The sequence below is a fragment of the Polaribacter gochangensis genome, from assembly GCF_046224025.1.
GTDB lineage: Bacteria > Bacteroidota > Bacteroidia > Flavobacteriales > Flavobacteriaceae > Polaribacter > Polaribacter gochangensis.
This window is the reverse complement of sequence record NZ_JBJXRF010000005.1, coordinates 75,773-93,741: the sequence shown is the minus strand read 5'-3', so window position 1 is coordinate 93,741 and position 17,969 is coordinate 75,773. Positions and strand designations below refer to the sequence as shown.

Annotated in this window: 17 protein-coding genes; 7 read left to right on the top strand and 10 right to left on the bottom strand. The window is 31.6% G+C overall.

The genetic code is table 11. The features are described 5' to 3' along the window. Positions 1-6 precede the first annotated feature (6 nt). Genes ACEWL1_RS11445 through ACEWL1_RS11435 form a run of 3 tightly spaced genes read right to left on the bottom strand, consistent with a single transcriptional unit; the run spans position 7 to position 2,940 of the window. Positions 7-1,434 carry a glycosyltransferase family 2 protein gene (locus tag ACEWL1_RS11445; RefSeq protein ID WP_409233455.1) on the bottom strand — a complete coding sequence of 476 codons (1,428 nt, stop codon included), beginning with the start codon at positions 1,432-1,434 and terminating at the stop codon, positions 7-9. A gap of 2 nt (positions 1,435-1,436) precedes the next feature. Beyond that, complete coding sequence (locus ACEWL1_RS11440; protein ID WP_409233435.1) at positions 1,437-2,546, bottom strand: hypothetical protein; 1,110 nt, start codon at positions 2,544-2,546, stop codon at positions 1,437-1,439. Between the two features lie 25 nt (positions 2,547-2,571). Further along, positions 2,572-2,940, bottom strand: a complete 369-nt coding sequence (locus tag ACEWL1_RS11435; RefSeq protein WP_409233434.1) for a response regulator — start codon at positions 2,938-2,940, stop codon at positions 2,572-2,574. Between the two features lie 89 nt (positions 2,941-3,029). Here ACEWL1_RS11435 and ACEWL1_RS11430 point away from each other — a divergent pair, with 89 nt between their 5' ends. The 3 genes from ACEWL1_RS11430 to ACEWL1_RS11420 are packed head-to-tail and all read left to right on the top strand — an operon-like array spanning position 3,030 to position 5,784. Next, positions 3,030-3,416, top strand: a complete 387-nt coding sequence (locus tag ACEWL1_RS11430) for an Hpt domain-containing protein (protein ID WP_409233433.1) — start codon at positions 3,030-3,032, stop codon at positions 3,414-3,416. Between the two features lie 8 nt (positions 3,417-3,424). Next, on the top strand, positions 3,425-5,377 hold the full coding sequence (locus ACEWL1_RS11425) for a sensor histidine kinase (protein WP_409233432.1): 1,953 nt from the start codon (positions 3,425-3,427) through the stop codon (positions 5,375-5,377). Then, positions 5,374-5,784, top strand: coding sequence for a response regulator (locus ACEWL1_RS11420; RefSeq protein ID WP_409233431.1), 411 nt, complete (start codon positions 5,374-5,376; stop codon positions 5,782-5,784). The genes ACEWL1_RS11425 and ACEWL1_RS11420 overlap by 4 nt, the downstream gene beginning before the upstream one ends. 62 nt (positions 5,785-5,846) lie before the next feature. On the opposite strand, the gene ACEWL1_RS11415 is transcribed toward ACEWL1_RS11420, so the two are convergent. The 7 genes from ACEWL1_RS11415 to ACEWL1_RS11385 all read right to left on the bottom strand — a co-directional run bounded on the left by ACEWL1_RS11415 (position 5,847) and on the right by ACEWL1_RS11385 (position 11,647). Continuing rightward, entirely contained in the window at positions 5,847-6,104 is a 258-nt protein-coding gene (locus ACEWL1_RS11415; protein WP_409233430.1) for a DUF6952 family protein, read from the bottom strand. 95 nt (positions 6,105-6,199) lie between these two features. After that, positions 6,200-6,508, bottom strand: coding sequence for a thioredoxin family protein (locus tag ACEWL1_RS11410; protein WP_409233429.1), 309 nt, complete (start codon positions 6,506-6,508; stop codon positions 6,200-6,202). An 80-nt stretch (positions 6,509-6,588) separates the two neighbouring features. Continuing rightward, positions 6,589-7,230 (bottom strand): peroxiredoxin, encoded by a 642-nt coding sequence (locus ACEWL1_RS11405; protein WP_409233428.1) that lies wholly within the window; start codon positions 7,228-7,230, stop codon positions 6,589-6,591. Positions 7,231-7,376: 146 nt separating this feature from the next. Further along, positions 7,377-8,540 (bottom strand): sigma-54-dependent transcriptional regulator, encoded by a 1,164-nt coding sequence (locus ACEWL1_RS11400; protein WP_409233427.1) that lies wholly within the window; start codon positions 8,538-8,540, stop codon positions 7,377-7,379. A 7-nt stretch (positions 8,541-8,547) separates the two neighbouring features. Then, a complete protein-coding gene (locus tag ACEWL1_RS11395; protein ID WP_409233426.1) occupies positions 8,548-9,372 on the bottom strand; it encodes a mechanosensitive ion channel family protein in 825 nt (274 codons plus the stop codon). Positions 9,373-9,388: 16 nt separating this feature from the next. Further along, positions 9,389-10,714 (bottom strand): ABC transporter permease, encoded by a 1,326-nt coding sequence (locus ACEWL1_RS11390; protein ID WP_409233425.1) that lies wholly within the window; start codon positions 10,712-10,714, stop codon positions 9,389-9,391. Positions 10,715-10,717: 3 nt separating this feature from the next. Then, the gene (locus ACEWL1_RS11385) at positions 10,718-11,647 is read right to left on the bottom strand and encodes an ABC transporter ATP-binding protein (protein ID WP_409233424.1); all 930 of its coding nucleotides are present in this window, start codon (positions 11,645-11,647) and stop codon (positions 10,718-10,720) included. Between the two features lie 197 nt (positions 11,648-11,844). Here ACEWL1_RS11385 and ACEWL1_RS11380 point away from each other — a divergent pair, with 197 nt between their 5' ends. From ACEWL1_RS11380 to ACEWL1_RS11365, 4 genes are all read left to right on the top strand, one after another. Continuing rightward, positions 11,845-12,303, top strand: coding sequence for a MarR family winged helix-turn-helix transcriptional regulator (locus ACEWL1_RS11380; RefSeq protein WP_409233423.1), 459 nt, complete (start codon positions 11,845-11,847; stop codon positions 12,301-12,303). Between the two features lie 17 nt (positions 12,304-12,320). Continuing rightward, entirely contained in the window at positions 12,321-14,726 is a 2,406-nt protein-coding gene (locus tag ACEWL1_RS11375; RefSeq protein ID WP_409233422.1) for a 3-hydroxyacyl-CoA dehydrogenase/enoyl-CoA hydratase family protein, read from the top strand. 95 nt (positions 14,727-14,821) lie between these two features. After that, positions 14,822-16,012 (top strand): acetyl-CoA C-acyltransferase, encoded by a 1,191-nt coding sequence (locus tag ACEWL1_RS11370; RefSeq protein ID WP_409233421.1) that lies wholly within the window; start codon positions 14,822-14,824, stop codon positions 16,010-16,012. Between the two features lie 42 nt (positions 16,013-16,054). Continuing rightward, positions 16,055-17,863 carry an acyl-CoA dehydrogenase family protein gene (locus tag ACEWL1_RS11365; RefSeq protein WP_409233420.1) on the top strand — a complete coding sequence of 603 codons (1,809 nt, stop codon included), beginning with the start codon at positions 16,055-16,057 and terminating at the stop codon, positions 17,861-17,863. The last annotated feature ends 106 nt before the right edge of the window (positions 17,864-17,969 follow it).

Below are 17,969 nucleotides of genomic sequence, written 5' to 3'. Positions count from 1 at the left end.
TTAATTCTACTTCTTACTTAATCCTTTTCTAGTCATTGCTCCCCACTTAATATTCTTATTAAAATAGTAATCAAAATTTCCTTTTAATGCTGCATACAAAGAAAATGGATGCAACAATAATGGTTCTAAAAATGCTGTAATAATAAGTTTTTTTCCTGTACCTTTTTTCTTGTATTGATGATACGTTAATTCTTCAGAAAAGATCGCAAATACTGTAAAAATAATGGATGACAAATAAGCTGCCAAGAAAAAACTTAATGCAAAATCCCATCGAATGTCTCTAAAAATTACCAACAAGATAAAATAAATAATTCCTAAAACTTCTATAATAGGCGCCATTCGTTCAAAAAAGAACCAATATGGAAAACTTAACATACCCAACACACCATATTTTCTGTTGAATCCAATTTTTTTATGTTCTTTAAGAGTTTCTATAGTACCACGTGTCCAACGATTACGTTGAGAAATAAATATTTTATAATTATCTGGTGCTTCTGTCCAACACAAAGGATCAGGAATATAGGCAACCTTATATTTTTCTTTATTCTCTTCCATATGCCTTCTCATGCGAACAACAATTTCCATGTCTTCACCAACCGTTTTTACATCATAACCTCCAACTTTTATTGCTATTTCTTTATCAAACATACCAAAAGCTCCAGAAATCACCAACAAACCATTTAAACGACTCCAAGCCATTCTTCCTAATAGAAATGCTCTGAAATATTCTAAAATCTGCATTCTTTCTATTAATTTATCTGGAAAATTTACTTCAATTAATTTTCCGTTTTCGATAACACAAGAATTAGCAATTCTAATAACTCCTCCCGATGCTATTACTTTTCTGTCTGTATATTCAAGAAAAGGTTTTACCATTTTTTGTAAAGAATCTTCAAGCAATAAACAATCAACATCAATACAAGCAACATACTCATTATTACTAATATTAAGCCCCAAATTTAACGCATCTGATTTTCCTCCATTTTCTTTATCAACTACTATTAATTTTTCAAAAGCTGGATTGGTAGATTTAAAAACACCAGCCCTAAGTGGTTGGGTTTTAATACGCTCGTTTATCAAGTAATCTACTTTTACCAATTGATAGGTTTCTATTAGTTTTTCTAAACTATCATCTTTACTTCCATCATTTACGATAATCACATCGTAATTAACATAATGAGCAGAGAGTAGCGATCTTACATTATCTACAATGTTTAAACTTTCGTTATAAGCTGGCGCTATAATAGATATAGATGGTGCTATTTTAGAAGATAAAATATCTGAATAATTTACAAAGCTGTTTTTTTTGAGATACGAAATTGTTTCTTTGGTAGAAAAAATGGCCAATAAAATATATGATGTAATAACCAAAAAAGCATACATCAAAAACAAGTACTGAAATACTTCTGAAACAAGATGGAGTATCTGATTTATATTCACTTTTGGTTATTTTCTATAAAATTAAAAATTTTGTGTGTTTGCTCGTCTTCTGTTTGTTCTTTTAACTCAATAAACATTGGGGCATTTAATTCTTTTAATATTTTTAACCCAATAACTCTAGAATCGAAGCTGGCAGTTTCTATATGATTAAAAATAAAATGTGCATCTTCGGCATCATTCATGTTTTCTAAGAACCTAAACACTCTATTTTTTTCTTTTTCAGTTAATTCTGGATAAATCCTTAGAAGGGTTGGTTTTGCATCTACCACATAAAAATAGTCTAATAATTCTATCACTTTACAACGAACTTCACAGTTCTTATGGTTTAATAATTTCAATAACGTTTCCTTCGTTTCTATTCTGTTATAAATTTTTACGAGGTTTAATGTAAACAACACTACATAATCATTTTCTGACAATAACCATTTTGTAAGATCTGGAATTTCTTGTTCATCAAATTTTTGCAATACACTAAAAAAACCTATTTGATCCCATTCTGATAATGATGCTTTTAATTGACTTAAAAAATCTAAGCCTTTAAAATTAAATACATTTAAGAAATACAAATGGGCTTCTCTACGAACCTCTTCTTGAGGGTGATTAATAAGACCAATCACTTCATCTGCAACTTCATGTATTTTAAAGCGCCTTAAATCTCTTATTCCGATAGCAATTACATGCCATTTTTCGTGATGCAATTTTAATTTGGCATATTTCACCAAATCCAATTCTCTATATAATTTTCTTAAATCCTCTACCACCTCACCAGAAACCTCATTCATCAACTTAATCATTACATCGACGAATATTTTTCTTTTGAAGTTCTTAAAAAGTCCTAATTTAATTTTACTATTAATTTTTTTTTGAACTTTATTAAGCTCTCCTGTTTCTTCAGAAGCATATAAATAGCTTATCAACAGCTCTTCATATTCATTTTGAAATTTAAGTAATGAAGCTTCGTGCCTTCTAAGTCTCTTTCTTAATATTTTTAAATGTATTGTAAGCTCAACCAATATTAAAAGTGAAAGAATAGCGATTCCCCACATTACTTTAATGATAAAAGGGAATTCTTTAAATAAATTTATAAATTCTTGTATACTATCCATAAAAAGATTAGCACGGGTAAAAAAATTACATCAAAGCTCTTTTTACTCGAATTATTAACTCATTTGGACTTAATGGTTTTGCCATAAAGTCATTAGCACCTAAGTCAAAAGCTTTTACCACCATTTCTTCTTGACCAGAAGCAGAAAAAACAATAATTGGTGTTTTTAGTTTTAACTTATTTCTAACGTGACTTATTACTTCTAAACCGTTCACATAGGCCATCATAATATCTGTTAGAATTAAATCAGGATTATGAGTCTCTATTAATTCAATAGCTTTTTTACCGTCTTCTGCAAGAAACAATTTATAACCCTCTTTTTCTAATCGGAATTTTATAAGCATTAAAAATACCGAGTTATCTTCTGCAATAACTATCTTTTTTACTTCTTTCATTTTTTTATTTATAGGAAGTATTGCAATGCTAATTTTTTTTTAATTACTTTTATCAATTAAGCAAACTTATTAACCAAATATAGTAAATTTTGAGCTCTCAAGATATAAATAAGTCAGAAAAAAACCTATTTTCAAGTAAGGTCGTTGACCTTAGTTATTTAGATGAATCGCTTTCTGGAGATTTAGGAATGTTAAAACAAATGATTCAACTTTTCTTAGATCAAAGTCCAGAAAAAATAAAACTTCTTGACAGTAGTGTTTCCGAAAAAAAATTTGAGGTAATAAAAGAAACTTCACATTTTTTAAAATCAACTTTTAGCATCATGGGGCTACAATCTAAAGATGATCTTGCGGAAATAGAACGATTAAGCTCTCAACAAAAAGACCATGCTACTATAGTGGCATTAAACAAAAAAATAATGGCTAATTTTGAAGTAAGCCTTGCCGAATATAAGAAGATAATTTCAAGCTTATAAACCTACCTATGAAGTTACTAAAACATACGAATACTAAAATAGTAATTATAGGTATTATACTCCTTTTTAGTAGCATCGTTATGTTTGAGTGGATTTCTAAAACCAATACTTTTTTAGGACACTACAAAGCGAGCGGAGCAACAATGAAATTTAATACTGCTTTTTTGTTTTTTCTATCTGCTCTTAGCATTCAGTTATCCACTCAAACAAAGAAAATCTATCGAATTTTATTTCAAATTTTCACTTTTATAATTCTAGTTTTTAGCTTTCTTACCATTATAGAATATTCCTATGATATAAATCTCGTTGATCACTTTTTAATTAAAGATACCATTTCAATTATTCATCCTGGAAGAATGTCTTTATCTTCTGCTTTTTGCTTTTTATTTTTTGGTATTGGTTTATCGGGATTAATAATAAAAGGCAAAATGTATCAAAAAGTTGCACAGCATTTAGTACTTATCACAACGATGATTGCTTTTATATCAATTATTACGTATGCTTTGCGTATCCCTTTAGATAGTAAAACTGTTTTTTTTAAAACAATGTCTATAGAAACTTCTTTAGGTTTTTCACTTAGCACTTTCTTACTAGCCTTTAAATTTCCAAATGTAGGGTTTACTAAAATGCTGTTTGGTGATTATTTTGGAAGTCAATCTTTAAGAAAACTTATACCATTTATCGTTTTTATACCCTTCCTTTTAAGTTCTCTGTTACTTCACTTTATCAACACAGAACAAGTTGATGCAAAATTTGGAATCATCTTGTACACAATGATTCTAATTTTTTTAAGCTTTTTTTACACCTATATTATCTCTATCGGACTAAACAAATCAGACATACAGAGAAAAGCTTTAGAAAATAGATTAATAGCAAAAAACGAAGAGCTATCTCAATTTAAAGATGCCTTAGATAAAATTGCTATTGTTGCCATTACAGACAAAAATGCCGTTATTAAATATGTCAACGATAATTTTTGCACCATTTCTCAATTCACCAGAAAAGAGATTATTGGCTATACCGACAAGATTGTAAGATCTAACCATCATCCTATTTCATTTCATAAAAATATATTAGCAATTGTATCTTCAGGAGACACTTGGTTTGGAGAAGTAAAAAACAAAGCGAAAGATGGTTCTTTTTACTGGACAGATACGGCTATTGTACCCTTTACAAACAAGTTTGGTGAAGTGTATGAATATATGGCTATTAAATTAGACATCACAAAAAAGAAAGAAGCTGAGGAGCTACTTGCTTCTAAATATGTAAAAAAACTTGAAGATAAAAATAAAGAACTTGAACAATTTAGCTATATCGCTTCGCACGATTTACAAGAACCTTTAAGAACTATCACTAGCTTTTCTGACATTCTTTACTCAGAATACAACGATAAACTTGATGATCAAGCCAAGCAGATTTTCACCTTTATCAAACAAGCAACTGGCAGAATGAGTTCTTTGATTAAAAACTTATTAGATTATTCTCGAATTGGGCAAAAAGAAAAGTTTATCGATGTTGATACAAATTTAATTTTAGGGACCATTTCTATTGATTTAAATAGCTTAATTAAGAACAGTAATACAATTATAAAGTATAAAAAACTACCAATCATTGAGGCTTCTCCAACTGAATTTAGATTGCTTTTTCAAAACTTAATTAGCAATGCAATAAAATTTTCTAAAAAAGGAATTGACCCAATTATAGAAATTAAAGCCAAAACCATGGAGCATGGTTGGGAATTTTCTGTAAAAGATAACGGAATTGGTATACCGCAAGAATTTCAAGAAAAAATATTCGCTATTTTTCAACGACTTCACTTAAGAGAAGAATATGAAGGTACAGGAATTGGACTAGCACATTGTCGAAAAATAGTACATCTTCATGGCGGAGAAATATGGGTGAAATCTAAACCAAATGAAGGTAGTACCTTTTATTTTACAATATCAAACGAAAAAATATGAAAAAACTAGATACTATTTTGTTAATTGACGACGATCAAGCCACCAATTTTATTCACAAGTTTATTTTAGAAAAAGAACAATGTGCAAAAAATATTATTTGCAAACAAAGTGGACAAGATGCGTTAAATTATTTAACTTCTAAAGTAGATAATAAGTATCCTCAGCCTGATATCATTTTTCTGGATATTAACATGCCTGGAATGAATGGATGGGAGTTTATTGAGGAATACAAAAAAATTGACCACAAGCAAAAAGGTGAAAAAGTAGTTATAATGCTCTCAACCTCATCAGATCCTTTAGATAAAGAAAAAGCAAAAGCAATTACCCAAATAAATAGATTTATATCAAAGCCTTTAACTGCTGATGTGGTTGGTGCAATAATCAGAGAAAATTTTTCAGTTGACTAAATAATAAAGCAAAAATCCCGAGTAAACTACTCGGGATTTATATTTAAATTATATTTAAAGAATTAGGCATCAATAGACCCCAACACACGTTTCATAAAAGCGTTTAATGCTTCTTTCTTTGGCCTGCCTTCTTTGATCATTTTATCTACCTCAATAGCTCCGTACATATTAGAAATTAATTCTCCGATTACATCCAGTTCTTCGTCTTTTAAAGACGGAACTTCTGTTAATGCTTCTAAGGTCTCTATTGTTTCAATAACATAATCCTGATCGTTTTCTTCGATAAAATTAGTTAAGTGTTTTATTATTGGTAGTTTCATTTTTTCTATTTAAAAATTAAAATCATTAAAAGCTAAATTTTGGTCTACTTTATTAATCTTTTAATCCTTGAATTTTTTAATGTATTAATGTGTTTTCACACAACTTCGTTTACTAATTCTTTTAAAACATCAAACTTGTTTGTTTGTGTTTGATTTACAAATTTACCATCTACAAAAGTGGCAAATGTTGGTAAATTACTTACATCTGCTAACTTTCTGCTTTCTGGAAATTTTTCTGCATCTGCAATTACAAAAACTATGTTTTCATTTTCTGAAGCTAACTTCTTAAATTTTGGCTTCATAATTCTACAGTTTCCACACCAAGTAGCTGCATATTGAACAACAACTGTTTTATTGTCTGCAACTATGTGCCCTAAATTATCTTGATCTAATTCTTGTACCATAACTCAATTTTTTAAAAAAAGGAGTTCGTGCTCAAATCCCCCAATTGTATTGCACGAACTTAACCTTTTTATATTATTAATTAGTGAGAAGCCAAATATGCAGCAGTTCCTTTTGCATTTGCCTGCATTGCATCTTTTCCTTCTTCCCAGTTTGCCGGACAAACTTCTCCGTTTGTTTGAACATGAGTATAAGCATCAATTAAACGCAAATATTCATTTACATTTCTACCAACTGGCATATGGTTAATTCCTTCATGAAAAACAGTTCCTTCTTCGTCAATTAAGTATGTAGCTCTATATGTTACATTATCTCCTTCAACTTGAATGGTTTGAGTCGCTTCATCAAAAGTTTCGTTAGTGATGTCTAAAATCCCTAAGATAGATGATAAATTCCTATTACTATCTGCCAAAATTGGATAGGTTACACCTTCAATTCCGCCATTATCTTTTGCTGTACTTAACCAAGCAAAATGTACTTCTGGAGTATCACAAGATGCTCCAATTACAATGGTGTTTCTTTTTTCAAATTCACCAATTGCTGCTTGAAAAGCGTGTAATTCTGTTGGACAAACAAATGTGAAATCTTTTGGATACCAAAACAATACCACTTTCTTTTTGTTGTTAACTGCTTCTTCTAATACATTTAATTTAAATGTATCTCCCATTTCGTTCATTGCATCTACACTTAAATCTGGAAATTTTTTACCAACTGCTGTTGCCATTTTTTATGTTTTATTATGATTAATATTCTTTTTTTTCTACAACAAATATACCAAGCATTTACAGTAAAAATGAAAAAAGTTGATGCTAATTTTTTATATTAACATCAACTTTATTTATACTTAATTAAAACCGAAATAGATATAAACTATTTGCTCGCAAATAAATTTACATCACTTTTTGATACTTCTTTTTCTCCAAGGATAATTAAACGTTCTACCACATTCCGTAATTCTCTAATATTCCCTGTCCAATCGTATTCTTGTAGCAATTGAATTGCTTCTTTAGAAAATGATTTTTTTGCACCGCCTTGTTCTTCGGATATTTTTTGAGAAAAAAAATCTACCAATAACGGAATGTCTTCTCTACGGTCATTTAACGCCGGAACTTGAATTAAAATTACAGCTAATCTGTGATATAGGTCTTCCCTAAATCTTCCTTCAGAAATTTCCTTTTTTAAATCTTTATTTGTTGCTGCTACTACTCTAACATTTACCTTTATATCTTTGTCTGACCCTACTCTAGAAATTCTACTTTCTTGCAATGCTCTTAACACTTTTGCTTGTGCAGACAAACTCATATCGCCAATTTCATCTAAAAAAATAGTTCCTCCATTTGCTGCTTCAAACTTTCCTGCTCGGTCTTTATTTGCTCCTGTAAAACTTCCTTTTACGTGACCAAACAATTCACTTTCAATTAATTCAGACGGAATCGCAGCACAATTAACTTCAATCATTGCTGCTTTAGAACGATCCGATTTTTCGTGCAACCAATGTGCAACCAATTCTTTTCCTGTTCCGTTAGGGCCTGTAATTAAAACCCGTGCATCTGTTCTCGCAACTTTTTCTATAATCTCTTTTATATGAGAAATAGCATCACTTTCGCCAACCATCTCATAGTTTTTGCTTACTTTTTTCTTTAATCGTTTGTTTTCTACAACCAATTCTTTTCTATCTAACGCATTCCGGACAGTGTTTAACAAACGGTTTAAATCTGGCGGTTTAGAAATATAATCGAAAGCTCCTAAACGCATTGTATTTACAGCAGTTTCTAGATCACCATGACCAGAAATCATAACTATAGGTATTTCTGGTTTAATTTTTTTTGCTTTCTCCAACACTTCAACACCATCCATTTTTGGCATTTTTATATCACAAAAAACCAAATCATAATCCGTATTCATAATCATTTCAATTCCTTGTAAACCATCTTCTGCTTCTTCCAGATTATAGGTCTCATTTTCTTCTGAGATAATTTTTTTTAGTACTCTTCTAATTGCTGCTTCATCTTCAATGATTAAAATCTTTGGCATACTTTTTTTATTTATTTATAATGTGAATATCTCTTTGTGGAAAAGGAATAGAAACATTGTTTTCTCTAAACAGTCTATCAATTTCAAATCGAATTTCACTTTGCACATGACGAACTTCAAAGCTATTATTGATTGTGAAAGAAATACGAAAATTCAGAGAACTGTCAGCAAAATTGGTAAAAAAGACTGCTGGTTCAGGATAATTTAATACCGATTTGTGTTCTGATGCCACTTGTAATAATATCTTTTTTACTAGTGTAACATCACTTCCGTAAGCTACTCCAATTTCTACTCCTTCCCTCGTTTCCTCTCCATTTGCTGTCCAATTATACAAGGTATTTGTTAAATACATATGATTTGGAATCACCATCACTTTATTATCAACAGTTACAGCTCTTGTGGTTCGCAAATTAATTTCTGTAACACGACCTACTTTCCCTTCTAACTCAATAATATCTCCTGCATGCACCGACTGGTCTATTAATATAAAAATACCAGAAATGATATCTTGAAACAGCGTTTGCAAAGCCAAACCAACTCCAATTAACAAGGCTGCAGACGCAGCAAATATTGCAGTTACATTTACTCCAGAAGTATGCATTGTTATTAAAAAAATAATAATATATATCAACCACTTTAAGTAATTAAATACTGATATAAATTTTACTTTATCATTATCCGGCAGCTTTCTCGTTATAAATTTTCGCAATATTTTTAACAAAAATCCTGTAAATATTAAAGCCAGAATTAAAATTATAATCGCCAAAACGTTTATCTGTATTTTTTCACCAAAAGAAAACGAATAATTTAAAAACTCTTTGATATTTTCCATGTTTTAAAGATACATTTTATCCTTTATATTTTATCCATTTATACAAATCTTTATAGGTTGGTTTTTTACCATACATTAAAATACCTACTCTATAAATTTTAGCTGCCATCCAAACCATAAACACAAAGGTAAATAATAATAATGCTATTGATATTGCAATCTCATACCAAGGCACACCAAACGGAACACGCATTAACATTACAATTGGAGAAGTAAATGGAATCATAGAAAAGATGGTAGAAATAGGTCCATGAGGATCATTAATTACGGTTGCAAAACCAACATAAACTCCTAAAATTAAAGGCAACATGATTGGCAACATAAACTGTTGTGTATCTGTTTCGTTATCAACTGCGGCACCAACTGCAGCAAATAAAGAACTATACAAAAAGAATCCGCCTAAAAAGTAAAAAATAAACAAGATAAAAATAGTTACTAATGGCAATCTAAAAAATTCTTGAATTACTTTTTGCATTTCACCATTTCCGGCTACATCTTTCATTGCTGCAATTTGTTCTGGAGATAATTTAGAAGCTTGTACTTCTGTCATTCCAACTCCAAAAACAGATGATGAAACAATACTTATGATCAACAAAATGATTCCCCAAATAAAGAATTGCAACAATCCTGCAGAAGCATTTCCAATAATTTTACCTAACATTAATTGAAACGGTTTTACGGACGAAACAATTATTTCTATAATTCTACTCGTTTTTTCTTCGATAACACTACGCATTACAGACGTTCCATAAATCATTACAAACATCATTAATAGATAGCCTGCAATGGCACCAACACCAATCTTTAAGCCGTTAATTAATTTGGATGATTCTTCTCCAGAAAAATTATACATTTTAATATTTGTGGAGATTCGAGATGCTTCTATTTTTTCTAAATCGATTCCAAATTGATCTAGCTTTAGGTTTCTCAACTTGGCTTCTACTTTATTTTCTAAATTCCCAATTACCGACATGCTTGGCGATTCTTTTGAATAAAACTCAACCGCCTTTGCCAAGGTTTCTAAACTTTCTTTTTTAGGAATGTATAAAACTCCGTAGTAATTTCCTGCTTCAACTTTGGTTTTAGCCTCTTCAATTCCGATTGTTGTATAATCTAAATAGTGTACTGTTTTAGAGTCTTTAAAATCTTCTTTAGTAAACAACTGATACTCGTCTACATACACAATTTCCTTTACTTTCTCATCGTTTTTTTTGCTTAAAAAGAATACTAAAAACCCAATACCAACCATTAATAACGGACTCAAAAAAGTCATCATTATAAATGATTTGTTTCTCACTTTTGCCAAGAATTCTCTTCTAATAATTAACTTCAACTTCTTCATAACTTAGCTGTTTTTGTTTACTGCTTGAATAAAAATATCGTTTGCACTTGGCACCAACTCTAAAAAATGTTGCACTTCTCCATAGTTTGTTAACAAGGATACTAATTGATTTGGAGATTCGTTTTCAGGAATTTTAACATTCGCTGTAAACCCTTCACTTAACATTCTAAAGTCTGTTGGAGTTACTTCAAATTGTTGTTTTAAAATGGTTTCAATTTCTGAAGAATTCGCTGTTTTTAACCCAATTTGAAAAGTATTGCTTCTATATTGTCTTTTAATATCGTCTAGTTTTCCATCAACAATTTTGTTTGATTTATCAATCAAAGCAATTTCATCACACATTTCTTCAACAGATTCCATTCTGTGTGTAGAAAAAATGATGGTTGCACCTTCATCACGCAATTGTAAAATTTCTTTGGCAATTAATTGTGCGTTAATCGGATCAAATCCAGAAAAAGGCTCATCAAAAATCAATAATTTTGGTTGATGCAAAACTGTAACTATAAATTGTACTTTTTGCGCCATCCCTTTTGATAGTTCTTCAATTTTTTTATCCCACCAAGCAGAAATGTCAAATTTATCAAACCAATATTTTAATCGTTTTTTAGCTTCCGATTTAGACAAACCTTTTAATTGTGCTAAATACAACGCTTGCTCACCCACTTTCATGCTTTTATACAAACCGCGTTCTTCTGGTAAATATCCAATTTGTTCAATATGAATTGGTTGCAACGGTTGTCCGTCCAACAAAATAGTTCCACTATCTGGCAATGTAATTTGGTTGATTATTCTAATTAACGATGTTTTTCCTGCTCCATTTGGACCTAACAACCCAAAAACACTTCCTTTTGAAATGCTTAGCGATATGTTGTTTAAAGCTGTAAACTCACCGTATTTCTTCGTTACATTTTGTATTTCTAATAAGTTACTCATTGATTTGGTTTGATAATTAAACAAATACTAGTAGTTTTTGATAGTGAACAAAATTAAGTAATATTCTTTTACTCCATCCCATTAGTTTTTAATTGTTTGTTAATAAAATAAAGTGGTACAAGAAAAATTTACTATGCGTGCATAATTTTTTGCAATTTACTATGCGTGCATAATATATTTTTTATACATTTGTAAACATGGATAAAACGTTTTCTATAGATCATCAATTAAGAGCAACTTGGCAAGCAGTTGCAAAACTGTATAATGAGCAAGCTGCAAAGCACGATAGCACAATGGCAACTGCTTTTGTGTTGTTAAATATTGATTATGAAAACGGAACGCCATCAACCTCTTTAGGCCCTTTAATGGGAATGGAGCCTACGAGTTTGTCTAGAATTTTAAAAACGATGGAAGACAAAGGAGCTATTTCTAGAGAAAAAAATCCAGAAGACGGAAGAAGTGTACTTATTAAATTAACAGAATATGGAAAACAGATGCGAAAAATATCTAAAGATTCTGTCATACAATTTAATGAAGTGGTTAGAGAACATCTTTCAGAAAAAGAAATAAACACTTTTTTTAAAGTAACTTCCACGATTAATAAACTAATTGCAGACAAACAGATTTATAAAGAAATCAATAAAAAAGCTGTATAAAAATAAACGACAAACAAATGACTAGAAGAATTAAAAAAGTAGCAATTGTTGGCTCTGGAATAATGGGAAGCGGAATTGCTTGTCATTTTGCCAATATTGGTGTTGAAGTACTTTTATTGGACATTGTTCCTAGAGAACTCAATGATAAAGAGAAAGCAAAAGGACTAACTTTAGAAGATAAAGTGGTTCGAAATCGTTTGGTAAATGATGCATTAACTGCTTCGTTAAAATCGAAACCTTCACCAATTTATTCTCAAGCATTTGCCGATAGAATTACCACCGGTAATATCGATGATGATTTACATTTGATAAAAGATGTTGATTGGGTGATGGAAGTTGTAGTTGAGCGTATAGACATCAAACAACAAGTTTTTGAAAAGATTGAAAAATTCAGAACTCCTGGAACTCTTATTTCTTCAAATACTTCTGGGATTCCGATCAAATTTATGAACCAAGGAAGAAGTGAAGACTTTCAAAAACATTTTGCAGTTACACACTTTTTTAATCCTCCTAGATATTTAAAATTATTTGAAGTGGTTCCTGGTCCAAATTGTAAACCAGAAGTAACTGATTTCTTAATGGATTATGGTTCTAAATTTTTAGGTAAAACTTCGGTTTTAGCTAAAGATACGCCAGCTTTTATTGGAAATAGAATTGGAATTTTCGGAATTCAGTCTTTATTTCATCAAGTAAAAGAATTGGGATTAACTGTTGAAGAAGTTGACAAATTAACGGGGCCTGTTATTGGACGTCCTAAATCTGCAACCTTCAGAACTGTTGATGTTGTTGGATTAGATACGTTGGTTCATGTGGCAAACGGAATTTATGAAAACTGTCTAGATGATGAAGCGCACGAGTTGTTTAAGCTTCCTAGTTTCATCAATACCATGATGGAAAATAAATGGTTAGGAAGTAAAACCGGGCAAGGTTTTTACAAAAAATCTGTGGATGCAAATGGTAAAAAAGAGATCTTAACTTTAGATTTAGATACCTTAGAATACAGAGCAAATAGAAGAGCAAAGTTTGCAACTTTAGAGTTGACAAAAACAATCGATAAACCGATTGATAGATTTAAAGTATTGGTTAGTGGAAAGGACAAAGCTGGGGAATTTTACAGAAAAAATTTCTCGGCAATGTTCGAATATGTTTCTAATCGAACTCCAGAAATTTCAGACGAAGTTTACAGAATTGATGATGCAATGAAAGCTGGATTTGGTTGGGAAAATGGCCCGTTTGAAATTTGGGATGCAATTGGTGTAGAAAAAGGAATTGAAATTATGAAAGCAGAAGGGAAAACGCCTGCTGCTTGGGTAACAGAAATGTTAGCAAATGGTTCAACTTCATTCTATACAGTAAAAGAAGGAGCAACATATTATTATGATATTCCTGCAAAATCACAAACTAAAAAACCTGGACAAGATTCATTTATCATTTTAGATAATATCAGAAAATCAAACGAAGTATTTAAAAATTCAGGAGTTGTTATCGAGGATTTAGGAAACGGAATCTTAAACTGTGAGTTCCAATCTAAAATGAATACCATTGGTGGTGATGTGTTGGCAGGAATCAACAAAGCTATTGATTTAGCAGAAAAAGATTTTCAAGGATTAGTTGTCGGAAATCAAGCACCAAATTTCTCTGTCGGAGCAAATATTGGAATGATTTTTATGATGGCTGTTGAGCAAGAATATGACGAACTAAACATGGCCATCAAATATTTTCAAGATACCATGATGCGCATGCGTTATTCATCAATCCCAACCATTGCTGCTCCACACGGAATGGCTTTAGGTGGTGGATGTGAAATTTCAATGCACGCAGATAAAGTTGTTGCTGCTGCAGAAACGTATATCGGATTGGTAGAATTTGGCGTTGGGGTAATTCCTGGCGGTGGTGGATCTAAAGAAATGGCTTTAAGAGCACAAGATTTATTTCACAAAGGTGATGTGCAATTAAATGTATTACAAGAACATTTCTTAACAATCGGAATGGCAAAAGTAGCAACCTCAGCATACGAAGCTTTTGATTTGGGAATTTTGCAAAAAGGAAAAGATGTAGTGGTTGTCAATAAAGACAGACAAATTGCTGAAGCTAAGAAACACGCAGTTTTATTAGCAGAAGCTGGATATACACAACCCGTAAAACGCAAAGATGTTTTAGTTCTTGGAAAACAAGCATTAGGTATGTTCTTAGTAGGAACTGACTCTATGGAAGCAAGCAACTACATTTCAGAACACGATCAGAAAATTGCCAATAAACTTGCCTATGTAATGGCTGGTGGAGATTTATCTGAACCAACAAGAGTATCAGAACAATATTTATTAGACCTAGAACGTGAAGCTTTCTTAAGTCTTTGTACAGAAAGAAAAACATTAGAACGTATTCAACATATGTTAAAAACAGGAAAACCGCTTCGCAATTAATTGCGACGCTGAAAGCCTTATGCTATATGCAATAGGCTAAAACTAATACAAATCAGAGCTTAGAGCCTACAGCTTAAAGCCAAAAGCATAAAAAAATGAAAACAGCATATATAGTAAAAGCATACAGAACTGCAGTTGGAAAAGCTCCAAAAGGTGTATTCCGTTTTAAAAGAACGGATGAATTGGCTGCAGAAACCATCAAGTATATGATGGACGAATTACCAAACTTTGACAAAAAACGTATTGACGATGTTATTGTTGGTAATGCAATGCCAGAAGGCTCTCAAGGGTTAAACATGGGACGATTAATCTCGTTAATGGGATTAAACATTGTTGATGTTCCTGGAGTTACTGTAAATCGTTTTTGTTCTTCTGGAGTAGAAACAATTGCTATGGCAACAGCTAAGATTCAAGCTGGAATGGCAGATTGTATTATTGCTGGTGGAGCAGAAAGCATGAGTGCAGTCCCGATGACAGGGTTTAAACCAGAATTAAATTACGATTTAGTAAAGGCTGGTTACGAAGAATATTACTGGGGAATGGGAAATACTGCGGAGGCAGTTGCAAATCAATTTAAAATTTCTAGAGAAGATCAAGATGAGTTTGCTTACAATTCTCACCTAAAAGCATTAAAAGCTCAAGCTGAAAATCGTTTTCAAGATCAAATTGTTCCTATCAATGTAGAACAAACATATATTGATGCGAACGGAAAAAAAGCAACAAAATCGTATACAGTTACAAAGGACGAAGGTCCAAGAGCTGGAACAAGCAAAGAAGTATTAGCAAAACTAAGAGCTGTATTTGCTCAAGGTGGAAGCGTAACTGCTGGAAACTCTTCTCAAATGAGTGACGGAGCAGCTTTTGTATTAATCATGAGCGAAAAAATGGTTAAAGAATTAAACATTGAACCAATTGCTCGTATGGTAAATTATGCTGCTGCTGGTGTTGAGCCGAGAATTATGGGAATTGGACCAGTTGCTGCAATTCCAAAAGCTTTAAAGCAGGCAGGGTTAAAACAAAATGATATTGATTTAATAGAATTGAATGAAGCATTTGCATCTCAATCTTTAGCTGTGATTAGAGAATTAGGTTTAAATCAAGACATTGTAAATGTAAACGGTGGAGCAATTGCTTTAGGACATCCTTTAGGTTGTACAGGAGGAAAATTATCTGTTCAGTTATTTGATGAAATGCGCAAAAGAGATATGTCTGGAAAATATGGTATGGTTACCATGTGTGTTGGTACTGGACAAGGTGCTGCAGGAATTTATGAGTTTTTAAAATAATCACAAAGTATTAAAGCAAGAAAGTTAAAAAATAAATAGATCATGAGTACAGAAAATAAAGAATTACTAAGAGGAGGACAATTCCTTGTCAAAGAAACAAAGTGTGAAGATGTGTTTACTCCAGAAGATTTTACGGAAGAGCAAACCATGATGAAAGAAGCTGTGATGGAGTTTAACGATCGTGAAATTATTCCTCACAAAGCAAGATTTGAAGCTAAAGATTATGCATTGACTGAAGAAGTGATGCGTAAAGCTGGTGAATTAGGTTTTTTAGGTGTTGCTGTTCCTGAAGCTTATGGCGGATTAGGAATGAGTTTTGTTTCTACCATGTTAACTTGTGATTATATTTCAAGCGGAACGGGATCTTTTAGTACTGCTTTTGGTGCTCATACAGGAATTGGAACAATGCCAATTACTTTATACGGAACTGAAGAACAAAAACAAAAATACGTTCCTAAATTAGCTAGTGGAGAATGGTTTGGTGCGTATTGTTTAACAGAACCTGGAGCAGGTTCTGATGCAAATTCAGGAAAAACAACTGCTACTCTATCAGAAGATGGAAAAAGTTATAAAATCAACGGACAAAAAATGTGGATTTCAAATGCAGGTTTCTGTAGTTTGATGATTGTTTTTGCGCGTATTGAAAATGATAAAAATATTACTGGATTTATCGTTGAATATAATGGAGAAAATCCAAATGGAATTACTTTAGGAGAAGAAGAACACAAATTAGGAATTAGAGCTTCTTCAACGCGTCAAGTCTTTTTTAGTGATACAGTTGTTCCTGTAGAAAATATGTTAGCTGGTCGTGGTGAAGGATTTAAAATCGCCATGAATGCTTTAAATATTGGACGTATTAAATTAGCTGCAGCCTGTTTAGATTCTCAACGTAGAGTTACGAGTATTGCTGTAAATTATGCCAATGAGCGTAAACAATTTAAAACTCCAATTTCAGAATTTGGTGCCATCAAATCTAAAATTGCTGAAATGGCAACCAATACGTATATTGGTGAATCTGCATCTTACAGAGCTGCAAAAAACATTGAAGATAGAATTGCAATGCGTGAAGCAGCTGGGAATTCTCATCAAGAAGCGGAATTAAAAGGTGTAGAAGAATATGCTATAGAATGTTCTATTTTAAAAGTTGCTGTTTCTGAAGATGTACAACATTGTGCTGATGAAGGAATTCAAATTTTTGGTGGAATGGGATTCTCTGAGGAAACACCGATGGAATCTGCTTGGAGAGACGCAAGAATTGCTCGTATTTACGAAGGAACAAACGAAATCAACAGAATGTTATCTGTTGGAATGTTGGTAAAAAAAGCAATGAAAGGTCATGTTGATTTATTAAATCCTGCAATGGCAGTTGGTGAAGAATTATTAGGAATTCCTTCTTTTGATACGCCAGATTTCTCTGAATTATTTGCTGAAGAAAAACAAATTCTTATCAATTTAAAGAAAGTCTTTTTAATGGTTGCCGGAGCTGCAATACAAAAGTTTGGACCTGAATTAGAAGAGCACCAACAATTATTAAATGCTGCTGCTAATATTTTGATTGAAATATACATGGCAGAATCTGGGGTTTTAAGAACTGAAAAAAACGCAAAACGTTTTGGTGTTGAATCTCAAAAAGAACAAATTGCAATGTCTCAATTGTATTTATACAACGCTGTAGAAATCATCAATAAAAACGGAAAAGAAGGAATTGTTTCTTTTGCCGAAGGTGATGAGCAACGTATGATGTTGATGGGATTAAAACGTTTTACAAAATACACAAATTACCCAAACGTAGTTGAATTAAGGAACATCATTGCAGAAAAAGTAAAAGCAGAAAACAAATATTGTTTTTAAAAATATTTAAAACTTTCTTAAACTTTTATAAGTTTTAGAATTTAGTTGTTTGTTAAAGACCGTTAGAAATTTCTAACGGTCTTTTTAATGCAAAAAAAAAGAGATT

Bases quoted from the DNA above. Each gene is read 5' to 3' on its own strand.
- ACEWL1_RS11390 (WP_409233425.1), bottom strand. From the start codon at position 10,714: ATGAAGAAGTTGAAGTTAATTATTAGAAGAGAATTCTTGGCAAAAGTG.
- ACEWL1_RS11375 (WP_409233422.1), top strand. From the start codon at position 12,321: ATGACTAGAAGAATTAAAAAAGTAGCAATTGTTGGCTCTGGAATAATG.
- ACEWL1_RS11435 (WP_409233434.1), bottom strand. From the start codon at position 2,940: ATGAAAGAAGTAAAAAAGATAGTTATTGCAGAAGATAACTCGGTATTT.
- ACEWL1_RS11365 (WP_409233420.1), top strand. From the start codon at position 16,055: ATGAGTACAGAAAATAAAGAATTACTAAGAGGAGGACAATTCCTTGTC.
- ACEWL1_RS11440 (WP_409233435.1), bottom strand. From the start codon at position 2,546: ATGGATAGTATACAAGAATTTATAAATTTATTTAAAGAATTCCCTTTT.
- ACEWL1_RS11415 (WP_409233430.1), bottom strand. From the start codon at position 6,104: ATGAAACTACCAATAATAAAACACTTAACTAATTTTATCGAAGAAAAC.
- ACEWL1_RS11410 (WP_409233429.1), bottom strand. From the start codon at position 6,508: ATGGTACAAGAATTAGATCAAGATAATTTAGGGCACATAGTTGCAGAC.
- ACEWL1_RS11385 (WP_409233424.1), bottom strand. From the start codon at position 11,647: ATGAGTAACTTATTAGAAATACAAAATGTAACGAAGAAATACGGTGAG.
- ACEWL1_RS11380 (WP_409233423.1), top strand. From the start codon at position 11,845: ATGGATAAAACGTTTTCTATAGATCATCAATTAAGAGCAACTTGGCAA.
- ACEWL1_RS11405 (WP_409233428.1), bottom strand. From the start codon at position 7,230: ATGGCAACAGCAGTTGGTAAAAAATTTCCAGATTTAAGTGTAGATGCA.
- ACEWL1_RS11425 (WP_409233432.1), top strand. From the start codon at position 3,425: ATGAAGTTACTAAAACATACGAATACTAAAATAGTAATTATAGGTATT.
- ACEWL1_RS11370 (WP_409233421.1), top strand. From the start codon at position 14,822: ATGAAAACAGCATATATAGTAAAAGCATACAGAACTGCAGTTGGAAAA.
- ACEWL1_RS11420 (WP_409233431.1), top strand. From the start codon at position 5,374: ATGAAAAAACTAGATACTATTTTGTTAATTGACGACGATCAAGCCACC.
- ACEWL1_RS11400 (WP_409233427.1), bottom strand. From the start codon at position 8,540: ATGCCAAAGATTTTAATCATTGAAGATGAAGCAGCAATTAGAAGAGTA.
- ACEWL1_RS11395 (WP_409233426.1), bottom strand. From the start codon at position 9,372: ATGGAAAATATCAAAGAGTTTTTAAATTATTCGTTTTCTTTTGGTGAA.